Consider the following 19127-nt stretch of genomic DNA (forward strand, 5'->3'; position numbering starts at 1 on the left):
CCGGCGGTACACACAGCCGTAGACAGCAATACGCAACCGCACGCAGTCACACGCAGCCATGAGCCCTTCCCTTGCGCCCTCCCTGGATCGCCACTGAAACGAGCCTTCTGCCATGTCCGACACCACTGAAAAACCCACTGAAAGGCCTTATATCCTGCACATGCTCACGGCCACGCCGCAGATGAGTCCGTTCGACGTGAACATGGCCGCCGACGCCGGCTACCAGATCATCGTGCCGTATTGCGGCGTCGAGGCCGGGATGGTCGCGAACCTGACTCAGGACGCGATTTTCTCGCGCGGTCCGAAGGGTGTGTCGCGCACCGGCATCTTCATTGGCGGGCGCGACGTCATGCTCGCTGCCGACATGCTCGACACCGCGCGCAAAGCCATGGTCCCGCCGTTCGAAGTGTCGGTGTTCGCCGATCCGAGCGGTTCGTACACGACCGCCGCCGCGCTCGTCGCGCTGGTCGAGCGGCATCTGGCCAAGGCGTATGGCATGGAACTGGGCGGCAAGCGCGTGCTGATTCTCGGCGGCACCGGCGCGGTCGGGCGCGTGGCGGCGGCGATGGCGGCTTCGCTCGGCGCCGACGTGTCGATTGCGAGCCACGCCGACCAGGCGCGCGCCGTGCGCGTCAGCGACGAGATCAATCAGCGCTTCGGCATCGTGACCAAGGGCGTGAGCACGGCGACGCCGGCAGAACTGCGCGCGGCGCTGGGCGAGGCTGAGATCGTACTCGCCACCGCCATCGCCGGCGTTCAGGTGGTCAGCACCGCCGACCTCGCGCATGCCGGACATCTGCTGATTGCCGCGGATGTGAACGCCGTGCCGCCGGAAGGCATTGCAGGCGTCAACGTGATGAACGACGGCAAGCCGATCGAGGGCGTGCCGACTGCCGGCGGCGCGATCGGCATCGGCGCGCTGGCGATCGGCAACGTCAAATATCAGGTGGAGCATCGGCTTTTCATACAAATGCGCACGGGAGGCAAGCCGGTCTACTTGGGTTTTCCGCAAGCCTTCGACGAAGCCCGCGCCGTCGCGGCCGGCCTTGGTTGAACGCGCGCGCGTGACGATCCGCGCGCTGTCGCTATCGGAGTCACCATGAACTCGCGTCCATCGCTCTCGCTCGCGCCATTCGTCGCGGTGGCGGGACTGTCCGCGCGGATGCTCGCACAGTCCGCCACGCGTGCGGGCCTGCGCGTCGCCGCGCTCGATGTGTTCGGCGACCGCGATACCCGCGAGGCCTCCGAACTGTGGTTCGATATCGGCGGCGGCCAGTTGTCGATCGATGGCGCGCGGCTCATGGAGGCGCTCGAACGGACCACGCGCTTGCCGCGCCTGATCGGCTGGATCGACGGCAGCGGGCTCGAGCCGTTCGTCGCGCAGTTGTACCGCGCGCACGGGCTGCCCCGCTTTATCGGTAATCCTGTGGAGGCAAGCGCCGCGGTGCGCGAACCCCAGCGGTTTTTTGCGCTGCTGGATGCGCTGGATATTCCGCATCCGGCGGTCGTGTTCACGCGGCCCGCTGCGGCGCAGGGGTGGCTGGTCAAACACGCGGACGGTTGCGGCGGGACGCATATCGAACCGGCGACGGCGTTCAGCGACTTGCGCGTTCCCGCGCAAGTTTATTTCCAGCGCCGGAGCAGCGGCCGCTCGCTATCGGCGCTGTTCATCGCCGCTCGCGGCAACGCTCGCGTGCTCGGCTTCGCTGAACAGCTCACCTGCGAGGTGGGCGATCTACCCTTCGTGCACGCCGGGTCGATGGGTCCGATCGATCTGCCTCCGCCCGTCGAGGCGCGCGTGCGCGCGGCGATCACGTTGCTCTGCGCGCGGACCGGCCTCGCCGGCATCAATAGCTGCGACTTTCTGCTCGACGGCGACGCGTTCGAACTGCTTGAAATCAACACCCGTCCTTCGTCGACGATGACGCTCTACGAAACCGCGTCGCCTGATGCGTGGCCGCGCGGACTGCTCGCGTGCCATATCGAAGCATGCCGCTACGGCCGCCTGCCGGCACCTGAAACACCTGCGCCCGCGGTGTGGCGCGCCGGTCAACAGGTGTTGTTCGCGCCGCGTCCGTTCACCGTGTCCCAAGGCTTCAGCGACGCCTGCCTGCACGACCCGCGCTGCCGCGACGTGCCGATGCCCGGCACGTGGATCGAAGCCGGACAGCCGGTCTGCACGCTACTCGTGCGCGCGACGTCGGTGGACGCGGTGCGGCGTGCGCTCGACGCGCAGCATGCACTCGTTCTGCAACGAATCGAAACCTGCCATGAGCCCGACTATGCCTTCATCCAATGCCACTCCTGACGCGTCTCAGCCGCCACTCGCCAATGCCGCCGCGCTAAGCGTCAACGCACTCTGCGAGCGTCTTGTCGCCCGGCTGGTCGACGATGCGGCGCGCTTCGGCGTGACGATCAGCCACACGGGAAACGGCACCGTGCTCGCGGACGCGGGCGTCGCCGCGCCCGGCAGTGTCGCGGCAGGTGTGCTGATCGCCCGCATCTGCATGGGCGGCCTCGGCCACGTCACGGTGCGCGAGAGCCTGGAGGCGCAGCCACTGTGGCCCAGCATGATCGAAGTGCGCACCTCGTGGCCCGTGCTGGCCTGCCTGGGCAGCCAGTACGCCGGATGGAGCCTGTCGGCGACCAAGGAACAGACCGGCGGCAAGAAGTTTTTCTCGCTTGGATCAGGCCCCGCGCGGGCACTCGCCGTGAAGGAGCCGCTGTTCGCCGAACTCGGCTATCGCGACAGGCACGAGCGCGGCGTGCTGGTACTCGAGGTTGACCGCCTGCCGCCGCAGGTCGTGATCGACAAGGTGTTGCACGACTGCGGTCTTGCGCCTGAGCGGCTGACGCTTGTCACCACGCCGACACACTCTGCCGCGGGAACAGTACAGGTGGTGGCGCGCGTCGTCGAAGTTGCATTGCACAAAACGCATGTGCTCGGCGTGCCGCTGGACGAGGTCGTGGAAGGCGGTGGCTCGGCGCCCTTGCCGCCGCCCGCGCCGGACGGCATTCAGGCGATGGGCCGCACCAACGACGCGATCCTGTATGGCGGCCGCGTGCATCTCACAGTGAAGCATGATGCGGTAGCGAAACGGCTCGCTGCCGAATTGCCCGCCTCGACCTCGCGCGATTACGGCCGCCCGTTCGCGGACATCTTCACGTCGTTCAACTACGACTTCTACCAGATCGATCCCGCGCTGTTCGCACCCGCCGAAGTGTGGGTGAGCAGCCTCGAAAGCGGCGCGACCTATCACGGCGGACGCGTTGACGCGGCGTTGCTGCATGACCAATGGGGCGGCAAGCCATGAGCCTCTCCTTACCTGGCTCCTTACCTGGCTCTTTACCTGGCGTGGACCCCGCCAACACGCAAACGACCCTGCGCATCGCGATCATGACCGACGAAACGGGCTGGCACACCAGCCGCCTGAAAAAGGCCTTTCGCACGCGCGGCGCGGAAGCGCGCTGCATCGATCTCGCAGACTGCCGGATCGACACGACGTGGGAACCCCATGGGCTGATGCTGCCGGGCTTTGGTCACACGCTGCCCGATGCGGTCTTCGTGCGCGGCATCGCCGGCGGCACCTTCGAGCAGGTCACGCTGCGACTCGGCATCCTGCATGCGTTGCGTGAGTCCGGTGTGCCGGTCTATAACGACGCGCGCGCGATCGAGCGCAGCGTCGATAAATCCATGACGAGTTTTATGCTGCATCGCAACGGCGTACCGACCCCCGCGACATGGGCCGGCGAATCCGCGGCGTTTGCGCAGCGCGTGCTGATGCGCGAAGCGGCGGCGGGACATCAGGTCGTGCTCAAGCCGCTGTTCGGGTCGCAAGGCCACGGACTCAAACGGCTCGGCTCGGGCGGCGCCCGCCATGGCGCGCTGACGCCTCTGCCTTCGCTCAAGCCGTATCGGCAGGTCGCTTATCTGCAGCGCTATATCGATGGCGGCCGGCCGGGCTTCGACTGGCGCGTGCTGGTGATTGGCGGGCGTGCCGTGGCGGCGATGCGGCGCGTCGGCGGCAAGGGTTGGATTCATAACTTCGCGCAGGGCGCTGCGTGCGAAGCGGCCGAACTCGATCTGCCCCTCGCGCAAACCGCCGTCCGGGCCACCGAGGCGCTCGGACTCGACTATGCGGGCGTCGACCTGGTCCCAGATCCTCACGATGCCGCCCGGCCGCTCGTGCTGGAAGTCAACGGCGTGGCGGCATGGCGCGGCCTGCAGTCGGTTACGTCGGTCGACCTCGCGGCGGCGCTCGCCGACGACCTGCTCCAGCGCAAGCTGCCCGCGCAGCGCCGCAAGGCTGGTGGGCTCGCGCAGACCGGCGAGCCTGCTGTCGTTGCGTTGCATGGACGCCATGGCTGAGCCGCCCTGGTTCGTCGTCGCGCTCGAGCACGTTCACGCCGCTTTCCTCGCGGCCTGCCGGTTCGATGTGGAAGTGCCCAAGCCCGGCAACGTCAGCGTACAAAGCGCCGGACACGGAATGCACGCGGCCCAGTTCATCACCAGCGCGGAGGTGGCCGCCGACGCGCTGCTCACACGCGGCGCGCCGGTCGGCCGACGCGTGCTCGATGCGGTCGCCCGCACGCGCGACGCCGTCGGCTGCAACACCAACCTCGGCATCCTGCTGCTCGTCGCCCCGCTCGCCGCGGCGCTGGAGGAAACCCGGCGCCCGCTATCGGCCGACCACTGGCGCTCGGCGACCGGGCGCGTACTCGCGCGGCTCGACCTCGACGACACGCGCCTCGCGTACCGCGCGATTGCGCTCGCCAATCCCGGCGGTCTCGGCGAGGCCCCCGAGGAATCGGTCCACACCTTGCCCACGATCGGCCTGCGCGACGCAATGGCGCTCGCCGCCGGGCGCGACAGCATCGCCCGTCAATATGCGGAAGGCTTTCGCGACATCTTCGAGACCGGCCTCGCCGCGTTCCGCGAAGTGCCCACCGATCAGCCGCGGATCGCCACGCTCAACGTCTTTCTCACCTTCCTCGGCAATTGGCCCGACTCTCACATTGTGCGGAAGCAGGGCATGACGGTGGCGCAGAGTGTCACGCTTGCGGCACGCGAACGGCACGCGCAATGGCGCCACGCGCTCGCGTTAGAGCGCCCTGCCGCTGCGGCTCAACCCCTCGATGCATGGGACGCCGAACTGAAGGCACGCGCCATCAACCCCGGCACCAGTGCGGACCTGACGGTCGCGACGCTGTTCGTCGCCGGCTGCCTCGCGCCCGCCGGCAGCGCCGGCCTTGCGTCACGCCAGCCGCTCGTGCCGCGCTCTGGCACGGATCCTGTTAGTTAGTGCCACCGTGCATCAATACGCCGCCTGGCGATCGCGGACCAGCACCGCCATCGGCGGCATGTCAGTTAGTCAGCAAGTCCCTATTCCACTCATCGGAGGAACAGAATGGCCAAGATCAATCGCGTCCTGATAGGAGAGTCGCTCGTCGGCGACGGCAACGAGGTCGCACATATCGACTTGCTGATCGGACCGCGAGGTTCGGCTGCGGAAACCGCGTTCTGCAATGCGCTCACCAATAATAAGGATGGCTTCACATCGCTGCTCGCCGTCATCGCGCCGAACCTGCTCACCAAACCGAACACGATTCTGTTCAATAAGGTGACGATCAAGGGCGCCAAGCAGGCCGTGCAGATGTTCGGCCCCGCGCAGCATGCCGTTGCGCTCGCAGTCGCGGACAGCGTCGAGGACGGCACGATCCCGAAGGACGAGGCAGACGATCTGTTCCTGTGCGTCGGCGTCTTCATTCACTGGCAGGCGGACGACGACAAGAAGATCCAGCAGTTCAACTACGAGGCAACGCGCGAGGCGATCAAGCGCGCCGTTGCCGGTGAACCGAGCGCCGCGGAGGTGGTGGCAAAAAAGGGCAGCGTCGCGCATCCGTTTGCACCGAACTAACGGTGCGCGGCTTCGCGTGAATGTGACGAGGGCCAGCTGTCGCGCGGGCCCTCGCTGTGGTGCGACCCCTCTCATAGAGGCATGAGATGACCATACGAAGTCGTGCGCTGGCGGCCTGTGCCGGCATCGCGCTCGCCGTACCGCTCGCCTGGGCGGACGGCGACGCGCCCAAGACACCGGCCCCGGCGGGAGGCTACAACTACCCGACGCAGGGACGCGTCGAATACGTGCTGAGTTGCATGGACGACAACGGACACGATTTCGTGAACGTCTATAAATGCTCGTGCGTGATCGACAAGATGGCCACCGCGCTGTCCTACGACGAGTTCGTCGATCAGTCGACCTTCTCGAAGTACGCAACATTGGGGGGCGAAGGCGGTTCAGAGTTTCGTGTCGACCATGCGAAAGCGCAGACAAAGAAATTCCGCGCGTTGCAGACTGAGGCGTACCGGAGCTGTGGGTTAGGCCCCGACAAGACTGCGTCAGCGAAGTAGCGGGCTACGCGTGAGCACGCGGCGCCGGCGGGCACCGCGCCGCGTTGCTATGTTCAATTCGGAATCAGCCCTGCCCCGAGCAACGCATAGCCCACAAGCCCGGTGGCCGCTTGCGGTATATCGCTACGCTGCCGCTCGATCTGCACGCCGACGGCCGACACGTCGTCGAACTTGGCCGGTTTGGCGAGCGCGACGCGCACCCAGTGAGCGCCGAACTCGGTGATCAGGAGGCGCGCCACCGCTTCGGCAAGCGCTTCGAGCAGACGCACGCCATGCGACGCGAGCAGCGCATGCAGCGCACTGCGCACCGCTGCATAATTGATCGTGTCCTCGATGCGATCGGTTGTGCACGCGCGAATAGCGGGAACACCGATTGCGAGGTTCATCCGTACCGGCTGCAGGACATGTTGCTCGCTGGAGTCGATACCGATGATCGTCTGACCGATAAAGTTCTCGATGAATACGATGTCCATACGCCCGGACAGCGTGCCGGTAGAGGGCGCGTCGAACGGGGCAGTGGCGCCCGGGGCGCCAGCAACGGAGAAACTGGCAAGGCGAACGGCATCGATACGGTCCATGGTGTACTCCGCCGCAGAGCGGCAAATAGTGAGCAAACGGTACTCGGGTAAACGCAAAGCAGGACAGATGTGACAGGACACGAAGCACTTTGCGCCGAACCTGCAACACCCGCTTCGCGGCCGGCGAGTGAGAGGGGCCTGAAACGGCATGGCGTTGAGAAAAGCAAAAATCGGGCACGCCATGTACGGTTATTGCGACTTCTTATTGAACAGGAGCGACATCCGGCGTACAGTTTTAAGTCAATGCCTGATATCAGGGCGGATCACTCGGTGCGCATACGGACCTCAGAAATCGCAGCGCCAGGGGGAGACGGTATCGATAAAGCGGCACTCGTGACGCGCATGGCGAAGCAGAGCAAACGCAACGCAATGCGAGCCCGGCGCACACGAATTGACGCAACGGAGACACACCCAATGTCGTTGCTCGCTGACAGCACCATGCACGTCCGTGAAGTTCTGAATGTCGTCAATCATCAATTGGCCACGCGTCCAACGAGCGAGCCGGTCGCTCAATCGTGGGCGCGCTGCATGAACGACTTCCAGCTCGACCCTTCCCGTTTTGTCGTGCCCCCCATCCTGACGGACTACGAACTAAGTTCGCGCCGCGAGGCAATGGGCGATCTGATCGCGTGCTCAAAGCTCGAAATGACCACGCTTTATCAGCAACTGGCCGATCCCGAACTCGCGGTAGTGCTGGTCGATGCGGGTGGCATGATCGTCCATCAGGTTTCGTCGGTACCTTTCGCCGAAGCAGTCGCCGCCGACGGTTTTCGCGTCGGTGCCTTGTGGAGCGAGCGCGAAGCCGGCACGAACGGCATGGGCACGTGTCTGGCCGAACGCGACTGCATCGCCGTTTGCCAGCACGAGCATTTCTATCCGCGCTATACGTCGCTCACCTGCTCCGCTGCGCCGATTTTCGACGACCACGGCGAGATTGCCGGCGTGCTGGATGTGACGAGCCGCTCGAAGCTGCTGCAGCAGCATTCGCTGGTGCTCGTCGGCATGTCGCGGCAGATGATCGAGAACCGTTTGCTGGATGCGCGTTACCGGCATGCGAACATGATTCATTTCCACAGCCGCCCGGAATTCGTCGGCACGCTGCACGGCGGCAAACTGGCGGTGGCGGACGACAGCACGGTACTCGCCGCGAACCGCAGCGCCCTCTTCCAACTCGGCTTCCGCACGCTCGGCGAATTGCGCGGCCGGCGCATCGAGGAAGCGTTCAATGCATCGCTCGAGGACATGATCGCGCGCAGTATCCGCGGGTCGTTCCATCCGGTCACCATGTATAGCGCGAACGCGACCAACCGTTTCTTTCTCGTCGCTCAGACGCCGCAAAACAGCGCGGGACGCGGCACGCGGGTGGCGATAACAGCACCCGCTGCTCGCGCCCCTGAGAAACGGCCGCCGCCGGCCGCCCGGCTCGACGAGATCGCGCACCTCGAGTTCGGCGACCCGCGCATGGCTTCGCAGATCCAACTCGCGGCGCGCGTGGTCCAGCGCAAGATCCCGATCATACTCAGAGGGCAAACGGGTACCGGCAAGGAAGTCTTCGCGCAGGCGCTGCATAGCATCAGCCCACACTCGTCCGGTCCGTTCGTGCCGGTGAATTGCGCGTCGCTGCCTGAAAACCTGATCGAAAGCGAACTGTTCGGCTATCGTGCCGGCGCGTTTACCGGCGCTCAGCGCGAAGGACGGCGCGGCAAGATCGTGCAGGCCAACGGCGGCACGCTCTTTCTCGATGAGATCGGCGACATGCCGCTCGCGTTGCAGGCGCGGCTCCTGCGCGTGATCGAGGAGCACGAGGTCACGCCGCTGGGCGCTGAAACGACCGTCAAGGTTAATTTTCAGCTCATTAGCGCAAGTCACCGCAACCTGCTCGAACTCGTGCGCGGCGGGCAGTTCCGCGAGGATCTGTACTACCGGCTCAAAGGCGTCGAGCTTAACCTGCCGCCGCTCTGCGAGCGGGTCGACAAGCTCGCGCTGATTCATCATCTGCTCGAAAACGAAACCGACAACGATCCGCCTGAGTTGACCCCGGAAGCCGAGCACGCTTTGCTGACCTATGCATGGCCCGGCAATATCCGCCAGCTGCGGCACGTATTGCAGATGGCCATCGCGCTGTGCGACGGGCAACCGATCCGCTGCGAGGACCTGCCTGCCGAAATCACGCAACGTATGCCGGAAACCGGAACGCCGACCGCCGGGCTGCCGGTCACTGCGCGCGCGGCGGGGGCCGACCTCGACCCACATCCGGCCGATGACGCGGATCTTTCCGCACTCAACGCGATCCAGCTGAACGAGCGCGAGACCGTACTCACGCTGCTCGACGAGCACCGCTGGAACGTCAGCAACGTCGCCAAGGCGCTCGGCATCAGCCGCAACACGCTGTACCGGAAGATGCGGAGGTTGCATATCCGCCTGTCGCACGACGGCGCGCCGCCCGACGGAATTCCGTCCAACGATTTGCCACCTGAAGAATCGCCGCCCACCGCCAACGCATGACCCAGGCACCCGCTCGCAATCTCGCCGACTTCAAGCCCGATGCCCGCTTCGCCTGGTGCGTAACCGGCTCCGGCCATTTGATCGAGGAGTCGATCGCGCTCGCACTTGAGTTGCCGCGCGCCGACCTCTTCCTTTCCGCGGCCGCGGAGGAAGTCCTGCCGCTCTATGGCTGGCCGCTGCCTAAGCTGCGCAAGCACTTCCGTGTGTTTCGCGACAACAGCGCAAGCGGCGTGCCGGTCGGCATGCTCTATCACGGCATGTACCACACCATTGTGATCGCGCCGGCCACCAGCAACACCGTGGCCAAATGCGCGTTCGGCATCTCAGATACGCTGCCGACCAATATGTACGCTCAGGCAGGCAAGCAATGCATTCCAGGCATTGTCTTTGCATGCGACACGGAACCGACCGTGGTTACGCAAAGCCCGAACGAATGGGTCGAACTGCGTCCACGGGCGATCGAACTCGACAACGTTGAGCGCCTGTCGCGCTTCGAATACACGACGCTCGTCCGCTCGCTGGATGAACTGAAAGCGGCGCTCGGTGAACGCCTGTCGACTCTCGATCTTGAATGAAACAGCCCCCACGCTCCATACGGTCGCTGCCCCCCGAGGGGGAGTCAGTACGCTTGGGGCGGCCCGGCGCGTACTGACATGGACCACATCGTCTTCCTGACTGGCCGGCTAGCCGAAAAGAGCCTGATCCGCGTGCTCGAGAGCATGACGCCGACGCCGTTCAGTTGGGAGATTCGCGAAATCGGCCTGCAGGTCGCCGCGCTGATGACGGCCGACATGATCCGCCGCCGGGTGCCCACCCCGCTCGTGGCGCAGCGGGTCATCGTGCCCGGGCGCTGCCGTGGCGATCTCGCCGCGCTGACTGAGCACTATGGCGTGCCGTTCGAGCGCGGTCCGGAAGAGGTCAAGGATCTGCCGCAATTCTTCGGCCGCGAGGCGCAGCCCTTCGATCTGACGCGTTACGAGACCGAGATTTTTGCGGAGATCGTTGATGCGCCGCGGCTCGATCTCGAGGGTATCGCCGCGCGCGCGCGCGACTATGCCGCGCAGGGCGCCGATGTGATCGACATCGGTTGCCTGCCGGAAACGCCGTTTCCGCATCTCGAAGACGCGGTGCGCCTGCTGAAAGCCGAAGGGTATCGCGTGAGCGTCGATTCGATGCTCAGCGAAGAACTGCTGCGCGGCGGCCGCGCGGGTGCGGACTACCTGATGAGCCTGAACCTCGATACGCTGTGGATCGCCGACGAGGTGCCGTCCACGCCGATCCTCGTCGCCCGCGAACCGGGGGACCCGGCCTCGCTCGATGCCGCGATCGACCTGCTCGCCGCGCGCGGCCGCGCGTTTCTCGCCGACCCGATTCTCGATCCGATTCCGTTCGGTCTCGCCGCGTCGATTGCACGTTATGTCCGGCTGCGTGAACGCTACCCGGACATCGCCATCATGATGGGCATCGGCAATGTGACCGAGTTGACCGAAGCCGACACCAGCGGCATCAACGCGGTGCTGCTCGGTATGGCAGCGGAGCTTCATGTGAGTGCGGTGCTCACCACTTCGGTCAGCCTGCATGCGCGGCGCGCGGTCCGCGAAGCCGATGTCGCGCGCCGGGTGATGCACGCTGCCCACGAAGCGCAGGTGCTGCCCAAGGGCATCAACAGCGATCTTGCGACGGTTCACGCCAAACGCCCGTTTCCATACACCGCTGCCGAAATCGACGAAGTTGCCCGTGACGTGCGCGATCCCAACTTTCGCGTCCAGGTCAGCGCCGACGGCATTCATGTCTACAACCGCGACGGGCACCGCCAGGCCGGCGACCCGTTCGCGCTCTACCCGGACCTGCATCTCGAAGCCGACGGCGGCCACGCGTTCTATATGGGCGTCCAGCTCGCCCGCGCGGAGATCGCATGGCGGCTCGGCAAACGCTTCGATCAGGACCAGCCGCTCGACTGGGGCTGCGCGGTCGACCGGCCTGAACAGGATCTTATGGCGTGGCAGGCGCCCGGCGAAACGATGAAAAAGCGCTGAGGGCTGAAGCCAGCGCGCCCATTCATCGCGCCACCGCCAACGCGTCAGCGCCTTCGTTGTCTTCGTTCACCTGATCGATCTCGTCGCGCATCCCACCGATGGCCTGCGCGTAGTCGTCGGCACCGAACACCGCTGAACCGGCCACGAACACGTCCGCGCCAGCCGCCGCGATCTGCGCGATGTTCGACACCTTCACGCCGCCGTCCACTTCGATCAGCAACGGCCGTCCCGTCCGCTGCATGGTCGCGTCGACCAACTCGCGCAAGGTCCGCAGTTTATCCAGCGTTTCCGGAATAAACGCCTGGCCGCCAAAACCCGGATTCACCGACATCACTAGCACGACGTCGAGCCGCTCGATCACATGGTCGAGCACCGCGAGCGGCGTAGCCGGATTAAGCGCCAGTCCCACGCGCGCGCCGCTCGCCTTGATGAGTTCGATGGTCCGGTGCACATGGAGCGATGCCTCCGGATGAAAGCTGATGGTATTCGCGCCCGCTTCGGCAAAACTGACCACGAGCGAATCGACGGGCATCGTCATCAAATGCACGTCGATCGGCACGGACGTGTGCGGCCGGATCGCCGAGCACACGAGCGGCCCGACCGTGAGGTTCGGCACGTAGTGGTTGTCCATCACGTCCAGATGAATCCAGTCCGCGCCGGCTGCTGTGACGTCGCGAATCTCGTCGGCAAGGCGGGCGAAATCCGCCGACAGCAGCGACGGGGCAATCAGGAAATCGCGCATAGCCGTCTCCTTGAAACTGGTCAGTGGTTTAGTGGTAACGGCGCGCCATCGCCTCGAGCGGCAACGGCTTGATGCGCGGCGCCTGGCCCGCACAGCCGAACGCCTCGAAACGTTCGACGCAGACGGCTCTCGCGGCCGCCGTCGCGGCCTTCAACGCGGCGCGCGGATCGAACTCGGAGCGCGCATTCGCCATCGACTTGCGCATCGCGCCGCTCATCGCGAGCCGGATGTCGGTGTCGATATTGACCTTGCGCACACCATGCGCGATGCCGCGCTGGATTTCTGCAACAGGCACTCCGTACGTCGTGGGAATCTCGCCGCCGTATTCGCGGATCACCGCGAGCCACTCCTGCGGCACCGACGACGAACCATGCATCACGAGGTGCGTGTTCGGAATCCGCTCGTGAATCTCGACGATCCGGTCAATGGCCAGAATATCCCCGGTCGGCTGACGGCTGAATTTGTACGCACCATGCGAAGTGCCGATCGCAATCGCCAACGCGTCGACGCCGGTCGCCTCCACGAAAATCTGTGCCTCGCGCGGATCGGTAAGCAGATCGTCGCGCGAGAGCTGGCCTTGTGCGCCGACGCCGTCCTCCTCGCCCGCCGTGCCGGTTTCGAGCGAACCGAGACAACCGAGCTCGCCTTCGACGGAAACGCCCACCGCGTGCGCCGCCTCGACGACCCGGCGGCTCACGTCGACGTTGTACTCGTAGGCAGCGGGCGTCTTCTGGTCCGGCAGTAGGGAGCCGTCCATCATCACCGACGTGAAGCCCGAACGGATCGCCTGCTGACACACCGCCGGGCTCGCGCCGTGATCCTGATGCAGCACGAGCGGGATATCCGGATGCGCCTCGAGCGCGGCGAGCACAAGATGGCGCAGATACGGCTCGCCCGCATACTTGCGAGCGCCCGCTGATGCCTGCAGGATCACCGGGCTCGCGGTCGCCTCGGCGGCCTGCATGATCGCGTGGATCTGCTCCATGTTGTTGACGTTGAACGCGGGCACGCCGTAACCGTGCTCGGCCGCGTGGTCCAATAGTTGCCGCAGTGCTATGAAGGCCATCGCAAACTCCTCGAAGTCGAATCGGATCAGGTCGTGGGACGGCGTGCGTGCTATTTGTTTGTCCGTGCCGCTTGTTCGTGTTTATGGCGCGAGTTGCGCGACGCGGCGGGCTTCGTCCACCAGCGCCTGTGCGGTCAGATTGAAATGCTCGAACAGCGCAGCGGCGGGGGCGGATTCGCCGAAGGTATCGATGCCCACCACGCCACCTTCGAGGCCCACGTATTGCCGCCAGAACGCGCGCACGCCCGCCTCGACCGCGACGCGCGGCACGCCCGGCGGCAGCACCGCATCGCGCCATGCGTCCGGCTGCCGGTCGAACACGCTGGTGGATGGCATCGACACGACCCGCGCGGCGATGCCGGCTTCGGCCAAAGGCTCGACGGCATCGAGCGCAAGGGAGACTTCCGAGCCGGTGGCAATCAGGATGACGCGCGTGTGCGCCGAGGCATCTGGCCAATCGCGTAAGACATAACCGCCTCGCTCGATCGCGTCGATCTGCTCTCCGCTGCGCGCGGCGAACGGCAGATTCTGGCGACTCAGCAGCAGGCACGACGGCCCATCGCGTTCAACTGCGCTGACCCACGCCCGCGCGGTCTCGACCGTGTCGCACGGACGCCAGACGTCGAGTCCGGGAATGAGCCGCAAGCACGCCGCGTGTTCCACCGACTGATGCGTCGGCCCATCTTCGCCGAGGCCGATCGAGTCGTGCGTGAACACGAAGATCGAACGGGTCTTCATCAACGCAGCCATGCGCAAGGCGTTGCGCGAGTAGTCGGAGAACGTGAGGAAGGTGCCGCCGAACGGAATATGCCCGCGATGCAGCGCAATGCCGTTCATCACCGCGCTCATGCCGAACTCACGCACGCCGTAGTGCAGATAGTTGCCGCCTTGCAGGCCGCTATCGTCGGCATGGACGTCGACCGCGCCTTTCCAGTTGGTGAGGTTCGAGCCGGTCAGGTCGGCTGAGCCGCCCAGCAGTTCCGGCAATGAGCGAGCCAGTACGGCGATCGCCTGTTGCGAGGCCTTGCGTGTCGCAATCGTTTCTGCCGCGCAGTCGGCGTCGCGCACCATCGCGCGAACTGCATCGCGCCACTGCGCGGGCAGCGTGCCTTGCGTCCTGCGCTCGAACTCGGCGGCTTCATGCGGATAGTGCCTGCGATAGGCTTCGAAGCGCTTGTTCCAGTCAGCTTCCGCGGCCGCGCCGCGCTCACTGGCGTCCCAATGCGTGCGGATCTCGGCCGGCATCGCGAACGGCGGATGCGGCCAACCTAGCGCCCGGCGAGTGTTTGCCACCTCGTCCGCGCCGAGCGGCGTGCCGTGCACATCGTGCGTACCCGCCTTCGATGGCGACCCTTTGCCGATCACCGTCCGGCAGCAGATCAGCGTTGGCCGGCCCGCTGCACGCGCAGCACGCAATGCCCGATCAACCGCGTCGACGTCGTGTCCGTCCACGTCACGCACGACGTGCCAGCCGCAGGCGGCAAAACGCGCCGGCGTGTCGTCGCTAAACCACTGCGCGACGTGGCCGTCGATCGAGATGCCGTTGTCGTCGTACAGTACCGTGAGCTTGTCGAGCTTCAGCGTGCCGGCGAGCGACGCCGCCTCGTGCGAGATGCCTTCCATCAGGCAGCCGTCGCCGGCAAACACATAAGTACGGTGATCCACGATCGGATGGCCCGGCCGGTTGAACTCGCGCGCGAGCAGCGCCTCGGCGAGCGCCATGCCGACCGCGTTCGCCAGCCCCTGCCCGAGCGGTCCCGTGGTCGTTTCAACGCCGGGTGTGACGCCCACCTCAGGATGCCCCGGCGTCTTGCTGTGCAATTGTCGGAAGCGCTTGAGTTCGTCGATCGGCAGGTCGTAGCCGGTGAGATGCAGCAGTCCGTACAACAGCATCGAGCCGTGCCCGTTCGACAGCACGAAGCGATCGCGGTCGGGCCACACAGGATTGCGCGGATTGTGTTTCAGATGCCGGTCCCACAGCGCGACCGCAATCTCGGCCATACCGAGCGGCATGCCCGGATGCCCCGATTTAGCCGCTTCGACCGCATCGATCGCGAGCATGCGCAGCGCGTCGGCCATCAGCCGGGTTGCGGGTGTTGCGACGGATTCTGCGACAGCACTCATCGAACCTCTCCTTGCACGAAATAAACAAACCGTGTTGCGCAGCGCCTCAGGCCCGCGCCCGCCGGTCGATCAGTTGGAGAATCATCGGCGTGAAAATCAGCTGCATCGCGAGGCCCATCTTGCCGCCCGGCACGACGATCACATTCGGGCGCGACATGAACGAGTCATGCAGCATCGTCAGCAGATACTGGAAGTCGATTCCCTTCGGCCGCGCGAAACGGATCACGACGAAGCTTTCGTCCGGCTGTGGAATCTCGCGGGCGATGAACGGATTCGACGTATCCACAGTCGGCACGCGCTGGAAGTTCACATGCGTGCGCGAGAACTGTGGACAGATGTAGTTCACGTAGTCAGGCATGCGCCGCAGGATCGTATCGACCACTGCCTCGTGCGAGTAGCCGCGCATGGTCTGGTCGCGATGCAGTTTCTGAATCCATTCGAGATTGATGATCGGCACGACGCCGATCAGCAGATCCGCGTGCCGCGCGATGTCGATGCTGTCGGTCACCGCCGCGCCGTGCAGGCCTTCATAGAACATCAGGTCGGTGTCTGGCGTCACGTCCTCCCACGGCGTGAAGGTCCCGGCATCCTGCTTGTAGAGCCGCGTTTCGGGCTCGTCATGAACATAGTGGCGTAACTTCCCGATGCCGCTTTCTCCGTAACTGGCGAACAGCGTCTCGAGTTCTTCGAGCAGATTCGCTTCCGGTCCGAAATGGCTGAAATTCGGTGCGCCATCCCGCTCGTGCTGCTTCATGGCTTCGCGCATGCCGTTGCGGTCATAACGATGAAAAGCGTCGCCTTCGACGATCTGCGCGTTGATTTTTTCGCGCCGGAAAATATGGGTGAAGCTCTTCATCACAGTCGTGGTGCCGGCGCCGCTCGAACCGGTCACCGCGATGATCGGGTGTTTGACTGACATGCGCTTGTCTCCGGATAGTGGTGTTCTGATCGGACCGCTGTTCGCGAACCTGGGTTTTCAGGCTGCTAAGCCGTGAAACCGGGCAGGAACAGCGAGCGCCGGCTAAAGAGTGGTGACGTGAAGGGCCGATCCTCGCCGCGGTCGTATTCGCCGTGATAGCGGCCAACGCGCTCCACCTCGTTCTTCGAGCCGAGGATCACCGGCACGCGTCCATGCAGCGCGCGCGGCACGACGTCGAGAATGCGCTCGCGCCCGGTGATCGAAAGGCCGCCCGCCTGTTCGACGAGAAAGCTCATCGGGTTGGCTTCATACAAAAGCCGCAAGCGCCCTTCCATGGCCGGCGTCTTCGAGTCGCGCGGGTACATGAACACGCCGCCGCGCATCAGGATGCGGTGCACCTCGGCGACCATCGAGGCGATCCAGCGCATATTGAAGTCGCTCGAACGGCAACCGCTGCGCCCATCCTTGCACTCCTGCACATAGCGACGCACCGGTGGCTCCCAGAATCGTTCGTTCGAGGCGTTGATCGCGAACTCAACGGTGTCTTCGGGAATGCGGATGTTCGAATGCGTGAGCACGAAGTTGCCGATGTCGCGTTCCAGCGTGAAGCCATGCGTGCCGTTGCCGACCGAGAGCACGAGCATCGTCGACGGACCGTAGACTGCGTAGCCCGCTGCGACCTGTTCGCAGCCCGGCCGCAGGAACGCGGACTCGCTGACAGGTCCCTGCCGATCGCCGGGGTTGCCGCTGCCATTGCGCAGCACCGAAAAGATCGACCCCACCACGCCGTTGATGTCGATATTCGACGAGCCGTCGAGCGGATCGAAGGCGAGCAGATAGTCGCCGCGCGGGTAGCCCGGCGGAATCGAGTAGACGGTCTCCATTTCCTCGGACGCCATCGCGGCGAGCAGTCCGTCCCACTCGCACTGCTGTACGAAGATCTCGTTGGTCGCCACGTCGAGCTTCTTCTGTTCCTCGCCGTGCGTGTTGATGCTCTGGGCGGAGCCGTAGTTGCCGCCAAGCGCGCCTTTGGTGAGCATCGCCGAGATCGACTTGATGGCGGCGGCCACGTCGATCAGCAGCGCCGAGAGGCCGGCGTTCTGCACCGTCCCCGCCGAACAAGGCTGGCGGTCGAGCGTGTCGATCAGGAACTTCGAGAGGGTCGTACGTCCGTCTTGCATGGCGATCTCCTGAGGATTGTTTTCGTTCAGCCTGGCGGCGCCAGCAAGGCGCGCGTTGCGTGAGAGGCCGCGGGCGCCGCCTCGCTGGCCGCGAGCGGCGCGGCGAACACGCGGCTCGCGCGAACGTCAGCGGCGGCAATCAGGGTGAGCGCGGCGGCGTCGATCGGCGCGCCGCCTTGCATCGCCGTGGCGAAGAGGCGATTGGCCTGGCGCAGCCGTGAACGATCGAGCGCATTGCGCACCGAGCGGGCGTTGGCGAAATTCGGCTGGCGGATGCGCCGGGCGAGATAGTCCGCGAAAGCGCGCCGCGAGTCGGCGTCGAAGCGGTAGTGCATCGTCGCGAGCATCCGCTCGGCGATGTCGAGCAGTTCCGCGTCGTCGTAGTCGGGAAACGTGATGTGGTGCGCGATGCGCGAACGAAAACCCGGATTGCTCTCGAAGAACACTTCCATGCGCGCCGCGTAACCGGCAAGGATTACAACCAGATCGTCGCGCTGGTTTTCCATTGTCTGAAGCAGGATTTCGATCGCTTCCTGACCGTAGTCGCGTTCGTTTTCCGGGCGATACAGGTAATACGCTTCGTCGATGAAGAGCACGCCGCCCATTGCGCGCTTGAGCACGTCGCGCGTTTTCGGCGCGGTATGGCCGATGTACTGGCCGACCAGATCGTCACGCGTCACCGAAACCAGATGATTGCGGCGAATGTAGCCGAGCCGGTGCAGCACTTCGGCCATACGCAGCGCGACCGTGGTCTTGCCGGTGCCGGGATTGCCGGAGAAACACATATGAAGAGTCGGCGCGCCGCCCGCCAGACCGAGCGAGTCGCGCGCGCGCTCGACGAGCAGATGCGCCGCGACCTCGCGAATGCGGGTCTTCACCGGGGCGAGCCCGACCAGATCGCGATCGAGTTCGGCAAGCACGTCGCCGATGCCTGAGTCGCGATAGAGCGCGGCGAGATCGACATGCGGGGCTTGCGCGCGGCTGTCCCGCACAGCGGCAGCGTCCCGTGCGACGGACGACGGCGCGTTGGCGTTTACGGCGTCTATGGCGGCAGCTTCGGTCATGACCCCTCCCTCTGCTTGTGGCGGTTCATCGAGCCTCGCATCGCGGGCCATCCTCTAGCGCGCCGGTTCGTATCGCTCACCTGACGGCCGGTCGCCCGCGTAGCTCGACAGCCCGTACTGCTGCACCCGTCCCTGCCCGTCCTGGCGCGTGAGGCGGAAGCCCGGTTCCTCGTCCGGACGGTTGACGATGAACGACAGGCGCATCGTCTCGAAGCTGCGCACCGAGTCGAATGCGTTGATCTTGATGTAGTGCTGCGGCCGCGCCGCGCGGCACGCCTTCACTTCCTGCAGCACGCCGGCCGCATCGTGCAGATCGAACATCGGCAGGCCCCACATTTCCCAGTAGGTGTTGCGCGGATGCGGGTCGTCGGTGAATTCGACCGAACAGGCCCAGCCCTGCCGCAGCGCGTAGTCGATCTGCAAGCTGATCTCCTCGTCGGTCAGTTCCGGCAAGAAGGAAAACGTGCCCTGTGTAATACGCATGACGTACCTCGTTGATG

General features: G+C 65.2%; 18 protein-coding genes. 10 read left to right on the forward strand and 8 right to left on the reverse strand.

Annotated features, from left to right (window positions below; genetic code table 11):
- Positions 1–112 precede the first annotated feature (112 nt).
- From PQR40_RS15140 to PQR40_RS15170, 7 genes are all read left to right on the forward strand, one after another.
- Positions 113–1054, forward strand: coding sequence for an NAD(P)-dependent methylenetetrahydromethanopterin dehydrogenase (locus tag PQR40_RS15140; RefSeq protein ID WP_408197016.1), 942 nt, complete (start codon positions 113–115; stop codon positions 1052–1054).
- Between the two features lie 45 nt (positions 1055–1099).
- Positions 1100–2308 (forward strand): ATP-grasp domain-containing protein, encoded by a 1209-nt coding sequence (locus PQR40_RS15145; RefSeq protein ID WP_408509295.1) that lies wholly within the window; start codon positions 1100–1102, stop codon positions 2306–2308.
- On the forward strand, positions 2283–3314 hold the full coding sequence (gene mch, locus PQR40_RS15150; RefSeq protein WP_408230744.1) for a methenyltetrahydromethanopterin cyclohydrolase: 1032 nt from the start codon (positions 2283–2285) through the stop codon (positions 3312–3314). The genes PQR40_RS15145 and mch overlap by 26 nt, the downstream gene beginning before the upstream one ends.
- Positions 3311–4369 carry an ATP-grasp domain-containing protein gene (locus PQR40_RS15155; RefSeq protein ID WP_408338161.1) on the forward strand — a complete coding sequence of 353 codons (1059 nt, stop codon included), beginning with the start codon at positions 3311–3313 and terminating at the stop codon, positions 4367–4369. The genes mch and PQR40_RS15155 overlap by 4 nt, the downstream gene beginning before the upstream one ends.
- Positions 4362–5303, forward strand: a complete 942-nt coding sequence (locus PQR40_RS15160) for a triphosphoribosyl-dephospho-CoA synthase (RefSeq protein WP_408338159.1) — start codon at positions 4362–4364, stop codon at positions 5301–5303. The genes PQR40_RS15155 and PQR40_RS15160 overlap by 8 nt, the downstream gene beginning before the upstream one ends.
- Positions 5304–5408: 105 nt before the next feature.
- Entirely contained in the window at positions 5409–5918 is a 510-nt protein-coding gene (fae, locus tag PQR40_RS15165; protein WP_408230735.1) for a formaldehyde-activating enzyme, read from the forward strand.
- Between the two features lie 86 nt (positions 5919–6004).
- Positions 6005–6412: a hypothetical protein gene (locus tag PQR40_RS15170; RefSeq protein ID WP_408509296.1), complete on the forward strand. Its 408-nt coding sequence runs from the start codon at positions 6005–6007 to the stop codon at positions 6410–6412.
- Between the two features lie 53 nt (positions 6413–6465).
- On the opposite strand, the gene PQR40_RS15175 is transcribed toward PQR40_RS15170, so the two are convergent.
- The gene (locus tag PQR40_RS15175) at positions 6466–6990 is read right to left on the reverse strand and encodes a dihydroneopterin aldolase (protein ID WP_408230729.1); all 525 of its coding nucleotides are present in this window, start codon (positions 6988–6990) and stop codon (positions 6466–6468) included.
- A 414-nt stretch (positions 6991–7404) separates the two neighbouring features.
- Between PQR40_RS15175 and PQR40_RS15180 the strand changes: the two genes are divergently transcribed.
- The 3 genes from PQR40_RS15180 to PQR40_RS15190 all read left to right on the forward strand — a co-directional run bounded on the left by PQR40_RS15180 (position 7405) and on the right by PQR40_RS15190 (position 11531).
- Positions 7405–9495, forward strand: a complete 2091-nt coding sequence (locus PQR40_RS15180; protein ID WP_408509297.1) for a sigma-54-dependent Fis family transcriptional regulator — start codon at positions 7405–7407, stop codon at positions 9493–9495.
- Positions 9492–10070 (forward strand): flavoprotein, encoded by a 579-nt coding sequence (locus PQR40_RS15185; RefSeq protein WP_408338153.1) that lies wholly within the window; start codon positions 9492–9494, stop codon positions 10068–10070. Before PQR40_RS15180 ends, PQR40_RS15185 begins: the two co-directional genes overlap by 4 nt.
- Before the next feature lie 78 nt (positions 10071–10148).
- The gene (locus PQR40_RS15190; protein WP_408509298.1) at positions 10149–11531 is read left to right on the forward strand and encodes a DUF6513 domain-containing protein; all 1383 of its coding nucleotides are present in this window, start codon (positions 10149–10151) and stop codon (positions 11529–11531) included.
- A 22-nt stretch (positions 11532–11553) separates the two neighbouring features.
- Here PQR40_RS15190 and rpe read toward each other — a convergent pair whose 3' ends face one another.
- From rpe to PQR40_RS15225, 7 genes are all read right to left on the reverse strand, one after another.
- A complete protein-coding gene (rpe, locus tag PQR40_RS15195; RefSeq protein WP_408509299.1) occupies positions 11554–12273 on the reverse strand; it encodes a ribulose-phosphate 3-epimerase in 720 nt (239 codons plus the stop codon).
- A gap of 28 nt (positions 12274–12301) precedes the next feature.
- Entirely contained in the window at positions 12302–13339 is a 1038-nt protein-coding gene (fba, locus tag PQR40_RS15200; RefSeq protein WP_408197035.1) for a class II fructose-bisphosphate aldolase, read from the reverse strand.
- 81 nt (positions 13340–13420) lie between these two features.
- Entirely contained in the window at positions 13421–15463 is a 2043-nt protein-coding gene (tkt, locus tag PQR40_RS15205; protein ID WP_408509300.1) for a transketolase, read from the reverse strand.
- Positions 15464–15509: 46 nt separating this feature from the next.
- Entirely contained in the window at positions 15510–16382 is an 873-nt protein-coding gene (locus PQR40_RS15210; protein ID WP_408230708.1) for a phosphoribulokinase, read from the reverse strand.
- Between the two features lie 65 nt (positions 16383–16447).
- Positions 16448–17563 (reverse strand): class 1 fructose-bisphosphatase, encoded by a 1116-nt coding sequence (locus tag PQR40_RS15215; RefSeq protein ID WP_408509301.1) that lies wholly within the window; start codon positions 17561–17563, stop codon positions 16448–16450.
- 26 nt (positions 17564–17589) lie between these two features.
- A complete protein-coding gene (gene cbbX, locus PQR40_RS15220; protein ID WP_408509302.1) occupies positions 17590–18627 on the reverse strand; it encodes a CbbX protein in 1038 nt (345 codons plus the stop codon).
- 54 nt (positions 18628–18681) lie between these two features.
- On the reverse strand, positions 18682–19110 hold the full coding sequence (locus tag PQR40_RS15225) for a ribulose bisphosphate carboxylase small subunit (RefSeq protein WP_408338141.1): 429 nt from the start codon (positions 19108–19110) through the stop codon (positions 18682–18684).
- Positions 19111–19127: the final 17 nt, after the last annotated feature.

The sequence above is a fragment of the Paraburkholderia sediminicola genome, assembly GCF_046026855.1.
Taxonomy (GTDB): Bacteria; Pseudomonadota; Gammaproteobacteria; order Burkholderiales; family Burkholderiaceae; genus Paraburkholderia; species Paraburkholderia sediminicola_A.